The following is an 8,759-nucleotide window of genomic DNA, read 5'->3' on the forward strand; positions in this document are numbered from 1 at the left end:
CACGGCGCATCAGTCGTAGCGCAGGTCGGTCGCCTTGCCACGGAACACCCAGTAGCTGAAGGCCGAATAAGCGACGATGACGGGCACCACCACGAGGGCGCCAACGAGGATGATGATCAGGCTCTCGGGGGCCGACGCCGCGGCATAGATGGTCAGCCGGTCGGGCACGATGAAGGGATAGAACGAATAGGCGAGACCGAAGAAGGCCAGCGTGAAGATGCCCGCCGAGCCGGCAAAGGGCACCCAGGCAAAACGGTCCCGCGCATGCGGCTGGTTGGCCAGCACGACCCATACCACCGTGGCAAGCACCAGGGCCATTAGCGGCAGGGGCGACAGGAACAGAAACTCGGGCAGCGAGAACCAGCGGTCGAAGATCCGCGCCGAGACGAGCGGGGTCACCACCGAGATCACCGCGAAGCCAATCATCGTGAGGACCAACGCGACGCGGGCCCGCCTCACCGCCCGCCGCTGCAGGTCGCCGTCGGTCTTGATGATCAGCCACGTCGCACCCATCAGCGTGTAGCCGGCCGCCACGCAGACCGCGGTGACCAGCCCGAAGCCGACGGTCGCCAGGCTGCGGTCCAGCCCCATCACATAGAGCCCGAGCATGTAGCCCTGCGACAGCGCGGTCAGCAGCGAACCGGCGAAGAAGACGCGGTCCCAGGTCGGCTTCCAGCCGGCCTCGGCCTTGGCGCGGAACTCGAAGGCCACGCCGCGCATGATGAGCGCGATGAGCATCACCGTCACCGGCAGGTAGAGCGCCGAGAGGATCGCCCCGTGGGCGACCGGGAATGCGACGAGGAGAAGGCCGACGGCAAGCACCAGCCAGGTCTCGTTCGCATCCCAGAACGGCCCGATCGAGGCCACCATGCGATCACGCTCCTCGGCACGGGCGATCGGGAACAGGATGCCGACGCCGAGGTCGTAGCCGTCGAGGATCACATAGATCAGGATCGACAGGCCCATGAGGGCGGCGAAAGCGACGGGCAGCCATACGGCGGGATCATCGAACATGGCCGGTCACTCCGCCGCTACGAAGGCGTTGGGATGCGTGGTCGGGCCGGTCTCGATCGACTGCGGCTTTGCACCCTTGCGCGCCAGCAGGAACAGCGTCGCCACATAGGCCGCCAGCAGCAGGACGTAGACGACGAGGTAGGCGGCGAGCGTGGCGGCGATCATCGCCGCGGGCACCGCCGACACAGCCTCCGATGTCCGCAGCACCCCGGTCACCAGCCAGGGCTGGCGGCCGATTTCGGTGACGTACCAGCCGGCGAGTGTGGCGAGCCAGCCTGAAAAGGTCATGCCGACCAGCGCCCGGGCGAGCCAGGGATGGGGATCGCCGCGGCGCCAGAGCCACCATGCGGCGACCCAGGACACCGCCAGCATGAGCAGGCCGACACCGATCATGATGCGGAAGGCGAAGAAGACCGGAGCCACCGGCGGATGCCGCCCCTCGAAGTCGTTGAGCCCTGGAACGACGCCCTGCGGGTCGTGCTTCAGGACGAGGCTCGCCCCATAGGGAATGCCGATCTCGAACCGGTTCGAGCGCGTCGCCTCGTCAGGCAAGGCGAAAAGGATGAGCGGCTTCGCCGGACCAGTCTCCCAGTTGCCCTCCATGGCGGCGACCTTCTGCGGTTGATGCTCCAGCGTGTTGAGCCCGTGCATGTCACCGACGAAGATCTGCAGCGGAATGAGGATCGCGGCGCAGCCCACACCAAAGCGCAATGCCGCGAGGACCGCAGGCGAACGATCGTCGCGCAGCCAGCGATAGGCCGACAGTCCGGCGATCAGGAAGGCCGTCGTCAGCCCAGAGGCGAGCAGCATGTGGGTCAGGCGATAGGGCATGGACGGATTGAAGATGATCTCCATCCAGTTGGTGGCATGCACCACCCCGTTGCGGATTTCGAATCCGGCCGGCGTGTGCATCCACGAGTTCAGCACGATGATCCAGAACGCCGACAGGGTCGTGGCACCCGCGACCAGCACGGTCGCGAGGGTGTGGACCCATCCCGGCACCTTGCGGAAGCCGAACAGCATGATGCCGAGGAAGACGGCCTCGAGGAAGAAGGCGGTCAGCACCTCATAGGCGAGGAGCGGACCGGCGACATTGCCGACGCGCTCCATGAAGCCGGGCCAGTTCGTGCCGAACTGGAAGCTCATGGTGATGCCCGAGACGACGCCGAGGGCGAAGCTCAGCGCGAAGATCTTCACCCAGAAATGGTAGACGTCCATCCACTTGAGGTCTTGCGTCGCGCGGTAGCGCAGCTTGAAGAAGACCAGGGCCCAGCCCAGCGCGATGGTGATCGTCGGGAAGAGGATGTGGAACGAGATGTTGGCGCCGAACTGGATGCGCGCGAGAAGGATCGGGTCCATGGGTCAGACCTCCTGAGCCTGAACCGGCCGCCCCGGCAGAGCAGCGTGACGACGGGCGATGTTGAGAACGCGCTTGCCGGTCGCGATCCGGCGGGCGCGGTGGTCCCTGCGGAATAGCAAGCCCCGTCCGTGGCGGCCTGATGACGGCGCGACGGCGCATCGACGGGATGGACCGGATGGCGGCGCGATGGACGCGCCGGCGGAAAAGCGAAAGGGTGACCGGAGCATCGGGGGATACCGGGATTTCTTGATTTTCAGATATACCTGAAAATAGCGAAAGCCGCGCGAAGATCAAGATGCCGGTCGAAGACCCCGCGGGCCCGATGGTGTCGCATGGAACGCCGCACCGCCCTCATGCGCGCGGCCTCCGGTCGGTCCCGGTTCTCAGCGGGAGGCGGTGTCGCGGTCCGCCGGCTCGATCGCCGAGAGTTGCTGGATCAGATCGCCGACGGAGCACCAGTCGTCGTCCTGACGGCCGGACGCGGCGAGGCCCTTCAGGATCTGCAGGATGGCGGCGGAGACCGGCGCGAAGACCTGGGCATCGTTGAGGGCTTTCGCCGCGATGGTCAGGTCCTTGGTGATCAGGGCGGTGCGGAAGCCGGGCCGGAAGTCGCGATCGAGCAGTTTCTGGACGTGGCGCTCGAGCACCACGCTGCGGGCCGCGCCGCCGAGCAGCGCCTCGCGCACGCGCGAGGGGTCGACGCCCATCTTCATCGCCAGCGCCATGGCCTCGCTGGCGCCGACCAGATTGGCGGAGACGCAGATCTGGTTGCAGGCCTTGGCGACCTGACCGGCACCGCTCGCGCCGATATGGACGATCGTGGTCGCCATCGCTGCAAGGAAGGGCCGGGCCGTTTCGAGGGCCTCCGCCGGGCCGCCGACCATGCAGGTCAGGGTGCCGTCCACGGCGCCCTTCTGGCCACCGGAGACCGGCGCGTCGAGCATCGCGACGCCGCGGGCGGCGAGGCTTTCGGCGAATGCGCGGGTCGCGACCGGGTCGATGGTGCTGGTGTCGACCACCACCGTCCCGGCAGCGAGGATGTCGGCGATGCCCTCGGGGCCAAACAGCAGCGCCTCGACGTTGCTGGTCGCCGGCAGGCAGAGGAACACGACTTCCGCACCGCCGACCGCCTCCCGTGCCGAAGCCGCCACCCGGGCACCGGCCGCGGCCAGGGGGGCCGCCTTGGCGGCGCTGCGGTTGAAAACAGTCGTCGCGAACCCCTTTTGCGCCAGGTTGGCGGCCATGCCCGCGCCCATGACGCCGATGCCGATGAAGGCGACGCTCCCTGCCGACCCCGTCATGACTCAGGAATCGCCCTTGGCGGCGAGCACCGCCCGGGACGTGTCGTCCATCGCCTTCATGAAGCCGGCGCCGTCGAGATAGGCGAGATCGAGATTGGTCCGCTGGGCGATCTCCTTCATGCGCTCGCTCTGCAGAATCCGCGCAAACAAGGCGTCGTGATAGGCGATGATCGGCGCCGGCGTGCGCGCCGAGACCATCAACCCCTTCATGTTCTCGATGTTCACCGGCACGCCCGCTTCGGTGAGCGAGGGCGTATCGGGTAGAACACCGCTGCGGTTGGACGTGGTGGCGAGGATGAAGACATGGCCGGCATCGGCCTGGTTCTTGGCCTCGGCCGGCGTCAGCAGCGTCATGTCGAGACGACCGCCGAGCAGATCCTGCAGCGCATGGGCGCCGCCGCGATAGGCGACGTGCGTCATCTGGATGCCGGCCGTCTTCTCCAGCGCCTGGAACGCGGCGTGCAGGATGCCGCCCTGGCCGGAGGACCCGTAGGTCAGCTTGCCAGGCTCGGCCTTGGCACGCTTCACCAGCTCCGCCACCGAATTGATGCCACCCTGCCTAAAGGTGACCAGCACCATGTGCTCGCGGTTGACCCGGGCGATGCCGCGGAAGTCCTCCAGTTTGTAGTTGAGGCGGTTGTAATGCGGCAGGGTCGTGCTCTCGCTGCCGCCGCCGACAAGCATCGCATAGCCGTCGGCCTCGCCGCGGGCGATGAACTCGGCGGCGATGGCACCGGCCGCACCGGGCCGGTTCACCACCACGATCGGCACCGGCGAGATGCCTTCGGCGGCCTGGACGACGGCGCGGGCGGTGACGTCGGTGCCGCCGCCGGGCTGGAAGCCGACGAACAGCGTGATCGGGCGGCTTGGCGTCCAGCCGGACTGTGCCCGTGCGGACAGGACCGGAAGGGCGAGGGCGGAACCGGCAAGGCTCAGAATGTGACGGCGGTGCAACATGTAAATCCTCCCTTTGCGACGTCGCGCTGCGGCGACTTGATGATGGAGCGGTCAGGCGCCGGCGGCGGCCTGCATGCTCGTGAGATCGACGGGGTCGATCGGTTGCGGCATCACGACGGCGAGATCCGCCGCCAGTTCCGACAATTCCCGCACCAGCGCGGGAACGAGGAAGATGCCGTTCTGCCGGCGACCCTGTGCGAGGCGATGCTCGTATTCTCCAGCGAACAGGATCTCCGGAATGCCTGGCGCCCGCGGCTCGGCCTTCAGCAGCGCCACATAATCCTGCATGCGGGCGAGGAACGTGGAAAGCGGCATGAAGGCGGTGATGTCGATGAGGATGAAGCTATGGCCGACATCCTGCGGGTTCTGCCAGTCCTCGTACATGTTGCGCACATGCGGGCCGTAGCCGGCACCGGTGAGAACGCCGGCGAGGATGTCGATCGCCATGGACAGGCCATAGCCCTTGGCGCCGCCGAGCGGCAGGACGGCCCCGGCGAGCCCTGCCTCCGCATCGCGCGTCGGCTGTCCGGCGGCATCGATCGCCCAGCCCTCGGGAATCGCCTCGCCGCGTCGCGCCGCCGCGATGATCTTGCCGCGGGCCACCTGGCTCGTCGCCATGTCGAGGAGAAACGGCGTCGGCCCGCCGGTGGGGGCAGCAATCGCCAGCGGATTGGTGCCGAGGAAAGGCCGGACCCCGCCGGTGGGCGGCATGGTCTGCGAGGCGTTCGAAACGATGATGGCGATGAGGCCCGCCGCGGCCGCCTGTTCGGCGAAATACGCCGCCGTGCCGAAATGGTTGGAGCGGCGCACACCGACCGTCGCCACGCCGTGACGCCGCGCCCTCTCGATGGCGAGGTCAAGGGCCTTCTGGCCGACATAGGCGCCGAAATTGTTGCCGCCGTCGACCAGCGCCGTCGCGCCGCGGTCCTGCACGACGGCGGGCTCCCGGGCCACGTCCACCATGCCTTCCCTGACACGGCGGATGTAGATGGGCAGGCGCAGCACGCCGTGGGACTCGACGCCGCGCACATCGGCATAGACGAGCGAGGTGGCCACCGAAACGGCCACCGGCTGCCTCACCCCGCCGGCGACGAGCGCCGCGGTGCAGAAGTCGGTGAGGGCCTCCGGAGCGAACTGGGTCACAGCGCGCAGCCCCGCGCCTTCAGGGTCGCATCGACCCAGGACCGGTCGATGCTGCCGTCGGCGATCGAGGCGAGGATCGCCTGCTCGCGCGCCATCTGCTCGCGGCTGAACCGGGCGACTTCGGCCGCTGCCGCCTGGGGAATGGCGAGGACGCCGTCGGCATCGCCGATGATGACGTCGCCGGGCATGACCGGCATGCCGCCGATGCTGACCGGACAGTTGAGCTCGCCCGGACCGTCCTTATAGGGACCGCGGTGGGTGACGCCCCGCGCATAGACCGGCAGCGGCGAGGCGCCGATATGGTCCGTGTCGCGCACCGCACCGTCGATGACGAAGCCGGCGAGGCCGCGGCGGGCGGCAATCGACAGCATGATCTCGCCGATGATCGCATTGGTGAGGTCGCCGCCGGCATCGACCACGACGACATCGCCCGGCTCCGCCATGTCGATCGCCTTGTGGACCATGAGATTGTCACCCGGGCGGGTGCGGACGGTGAAGGCCGTCCCGAGCAGCGCCCCGCCCCGGTGATAAGGCCTGAGGCCGCAACCACCGGCGAAGAGCCGCGCCATGTTGTCGGAGGCGATGGACGTCGGCACCCCCGCAAGGCCGTCGACGAGGTCTTTGCTGGCCGCCACCCGCGGCCTCACCCGAAATCCGATGCTCATCTGTTCTCCCGGACCGTCTTTTCGCCGGGAGTATGGAGATCACTCAAAAGACGTCCAATAAATTGATAGACAACGATTGATGCGCTATCCGTATCAATATGGATATTGTCGGGCTCCGCAGTTTCGTCGTCCTCGCCGAGGACCTGCATTTCGGCCGCGCAGCCGGGAGGCTCGGCATTGCCCAGCCGCACCTGAGCCGCCGCATCCGCGATCTCGAAAAGGACCTCGGCGCTGTCCTGTTCGACCGGACCCAGCGCCGCGTCGCGCTGACCCGCGCCGGAACCGCCCTCCTCGCACGCGCCCGGCGCATTATCGAGGATCTCAGGCGCGCCGGCGACGAGACCCGGGCGATCGCCGAGGGCAAGTCGGGCCGGCTGCGCATCGGCTTCATCCATTCCTCGACCTACGGCACCCTGCCGGAACTTCTCCGCCTGTTCAGCCGAGATCATCCGCAGGTCGGGCTCGACCTGTCGGAGATGACCATGGTCGAGCAGGCGGCCGCGCTCGCCGCGGGCGACATCGACGTCGGCATTCTCCGGCCCGTCGCCGGCGTCGAGGGCATCTGCTTCGAGACGATCCGCCACGAGCATTTTCTGCTCGCCGTGCCGGCGGACATGGCGTTCTCCGCCAAGGCCACGGTCTCCCTCCGCGATCTCGCCACCACGCCGATGATCGGCTTTCCGTCCCTGACGAGCCCGCTTTTCCATGCGCGCATTACCGGTGCCCTCGACCGCGCCGGAGTGACGCCGGCCATCGTCCAGGAGGCGACGCAGATCCACACCGTCGTCGGCCTCGTTTCGGCGGGCCTCGGCGTCGCGCTGGTGCCGGAGGTCGCGGCACGCCTCGGCGTCAGGGGGGTGCGCTTCCTTGTCGTCAGCGACGGACCGGATCCGGTGGAGGTCTGTATCGGGACGCGGCGGGGCGAGACGTCGCCTGCGGCGCTCGCCTTCGCCAGGGCCGGCGCGCGGCTTCACGGCATATCGACGCAAGAGGCGGGGGAACCGGATTGACCGGGGCATGCGGCCGGGCGAAGGGTCGGCGCGATACTGCAGAAATCTCCCTGACGCGCGTGCGGTCTTCGAAGGACGGGCGACAATGACGGCCTTTCGCAGGCCCGTCGCTTTTGGATATCGGCTGGGCGGCAGATAGCCCTCGCCGCTGACTCATGTCAGAAGTGCAGCGCTGTGAGCACAGCGTCCTCCAGGTGAGCGGGCAGGGGACGGGCTGGTGGGGGGTCCCGTGAGCGTCGAGACCATGACGGGGAAGCAGCGCGGCATCGGGGCAATCCAGACAGGAAGCCGGCTGCTGAACGCCTTTGTCGCTATCGGTCGGCCCGCCATGCTGCGAGAACTGGCCGAGCAGGCTGACCTCACCCCGGCCCAGGCCCATGCCTATCTCGTCTCCTACAGGAGCGTCGGGCTCGTCGAACAGGACACTCATTCGGGACATTACCGGCTGGGTCCATTCGCGCTGAATCTCGGCCTCGTCCGCCTGCGCACGCACGATCCCCTGCGGATGACGAGCGAAGAGATCGTCACCCTGTCGGCGGTGCAGGGGACGATGGTGTCGCTGTCGGTTTGGGGAACCTATGGACCGACCATCATTCAGGTCCAGGAAGGTCCGAGCCAACTGCACGTCAATGTCAGGGCGGGCACCGTCTTTTCCATCACCGGGACGGCGACGGGACGGGTGTTCGCCGCCTTCCTTCCCGAAGACCTCATTGCGCAGCAGGTCTCAGTCGAGATGGCGGACAAGGGTACCCAGCGCATCGGGGCCCCCTCCTCGCTGACGGACCTGCGCCGGCATACGGAATTCGTGCGCCATCACGGCTATGCACCGATCGAGGGGCAGCCGGTCCCCGGCGTCAACGCCCTCGCCGCGGCGGTCCGTGACTATACTGGCCAGGTCCAATGCGTCGTGACGATGATCGGCGCTGCCGGCATGATGGACACCCGCTGTGGTGGCCAGCGGGCCGAGGCTTTGCTGGCCTTTGTCGCCAGACTATCGGCGAATCTGGGATATTCTGGAATATAGAGCCCGACAATCGGGCCGAACCTGATCCTTGGGAGGATGAGATGCTGCTCGAGAACCGTGTAGCCCTGATCACGGGCGCCGGCGGCGGGATCGGCCGGGCCCTGTGTCTGGGCTTGGCCCGCGCGGGCGCCCATGTCGTCGCGACCGACAGTGCCGCGCAGGCCGCCCGCGCCAGCGCCGATCACGATCAGGTTGCGGTCGAAGCGCGCGGGCTTCACACCGGCCCAGCGCGCATACACCTTGCGCTTCTGCACCACGCCCACGATCCATTTCGCGATCAGCGGA

At 67.9% G+C, this 8,759-nt stretch carries 9 protein-coding genes; 3 read left to right on the forward strand and 6 right to left on the reverse strand.

Translation table 11 applies throughout. The annotated features are described in order from the left end of the window. Positions 1 to 9 precede the first annotated feature (9 nt). From Q8O26_RS15190 to Q8O26_RS15215, 6 genes are all read right to left on the reverse strand, one after another. Entirely contained in the window at positions 10 to 1,014 is a 1,005-nt protein-coding gene (locus Q8O26_RS15190) for a cytochrome d ubiquinol oxidase subunit II (RefSeq protein ID WP_305577035.1), read from the reverse strand. 6 nt (positions 1,015 to 1,020) lie between these two features. Beyond that, positions 1,021 to 2,373 (reverse strand): cytochrome ubiquinol oxidase subunit I, encoded by a 1,353-nt coding sequence (locus tag Q8O26_RS15195; protein ID WP_305577037.1) that lies wholly within the window; start codon positions 2,371 to 2,373, stop codon positions 1,021 to 1,023. Between the two features lie 384 nt (positions 2,374 to 2,757). Further along, the gene (locus Q8O26_RS15200; protein ID WP_305577039.1) at positions 2,758 to 3,675 is read right to left on the reverse strand and encodes an NAD(P)-dependent oxidoreductase; all 918 of its coding nucleotides are present in this window, start codon (positions 3,673 to 3,675) and stop codon (positions 2,758 to 2,760) included. 3 nt (positions 3,676 to 3,678) lie between these two features. Next, the gene (locus Q8O26_RS15205; protein ID WP_305577040.1) at positions 3,679 to 4,632 is read right to left on the reverse strand and encodes a tripartite tricarboxylate transporter substrate binding protein; all 954 of its coding nucleotides are present in this window, start codon (positions 4,630 to 4,632) and stop codon (positions 3,679 to 3,681) included. A gap of 51 nt (positions 4,633 to 4,683) precedes the next feature. Next, a complete protein-coding gene (locus Q8O26_RS15210) occupies positions 4,684 to 5,775 on the reverse strand; it encodes an Ldh family oxidoreductase (protein ID WP_305577042.1) in 1,092 nt (363 codons plus the stop codon). Further along, complete coding sequence (locus Q8O26_RS15215) at positions 5,772 to 6,440, reverse strand: RraA family protein (protein ID WP_305577044.1); 669 nt, start codon at positions 6,438 to 6,440, stop codon at positions 5,772 to 5,774. The genes Q8O26_RS15210 and Q8O26_RS15215 overlap by 4 nt, the downstream gene beginning before the upstream one ends. Before the next feature lie 98 nt (positions 6,441 to 6,538). Here Q8O26_RS15215 and Q8O26_RS15220 point away from each other — a divergent pair, with 98 nt between their 5' ends. The 3 genes from Q8O26_RS15220 to Q8O26_RS15230 form a co-directional block, all read left to right on the forward strand. Beyond that, the gene (locus tag Q8O26_RS15220; RefSeq protein ID WP_305577046.1) at positions 6,539 to 7,450 is read left to right on the forward strand and encodes a LysR family transcriptional regulator; all 912 of its coding nucleotides are present in this window, start codon (positions 6,539 to 6,541) and stop codon (positions 7,448 to 7,450) included. Between the two features lie 229 nt (positions 7,451 to 7,679). Beyond that, complete coding sequence (locus tag Q8O26_RS15225) at positions 7,680 to 8,474, forward strand: IclR family transcriptional regulator (protein ID WP_305577048.1); 795 nt, start codon at positions 7,680 to 7,682, stop codon at positions 8,472 to 8,474. A gap of 41 nt (positions 8,475 to 8,515) precedes the next feature. Then, positions 8,516 to 8,759 (forward strand): SDR family NAD(P)-dependent oxidoreductase (locus tag Q8O26_RS15230; RefSeq protein WP_305577049.1); only part of this gene is annotated, 244 nt, incomplete at its 3' end.

Origin of the sequence: Phreatobacter sp., assembly GCF_030691135.1 — a bacterium.
In the GTDB taxonomy this organism is placed as follows: domain Bacteria; phylum Pseudomonadota; class Alphaproteobacteria; order Rhizobiales; family Phreatobacteraceae; genus Phreatobacter.

What these genes read in the sequence shown, in the direction of transcription:
- Q8O26_RS15190 (WP_305577035.1), bottom strand. Translation starts at nt 1,014, where the DNA reads ATGTTCGATGATCCCGCCGTATGGCTGCCCGTCGCTTTCGCCGCCCTC.
- Q8O26_RS15195 (WP_305577037.1), bottom strand. Translation starts at nt 2,373, where the DNA reads ATGGACCCGATCCTTCTCGCGCGCATCCAGTTCGGCGCCAACATCTCG.
- Q8O26_RS15200 (WP_305577039.1), bottom strand. Translation starts at nt 3,675, where the DNA reads ATGACGGGGTCGGCAGGGAGCGTCGCCTTCATCGGCATCGGCGTCATG.
- Q8O26_RS15205 (WP_305577040.1), bottom strand. Translation starts at nt 4,632, where the DNA reads ATGTTGCACCGCCGTCACATTCTGAGCCTTGCCGGTTCCGCCCTCGCC.
- Q8O26_RS15215 (WP_305577044.1), bottom strand. Translation starts at nt 6,440, where the DNA reads ATGAGCATCGGATTTCGGGTGAGGCCGCGGGTGGCGGCCAGCAAAGAC.
- Q8O26_RS15220 (WP_305577046.1), top strand. Translation starts at nt 6,539, where the DNA reads ATGGATATTGTCGGGCTCCGCAGTTTCGTCGTCCTCGCCGAGGACCTG.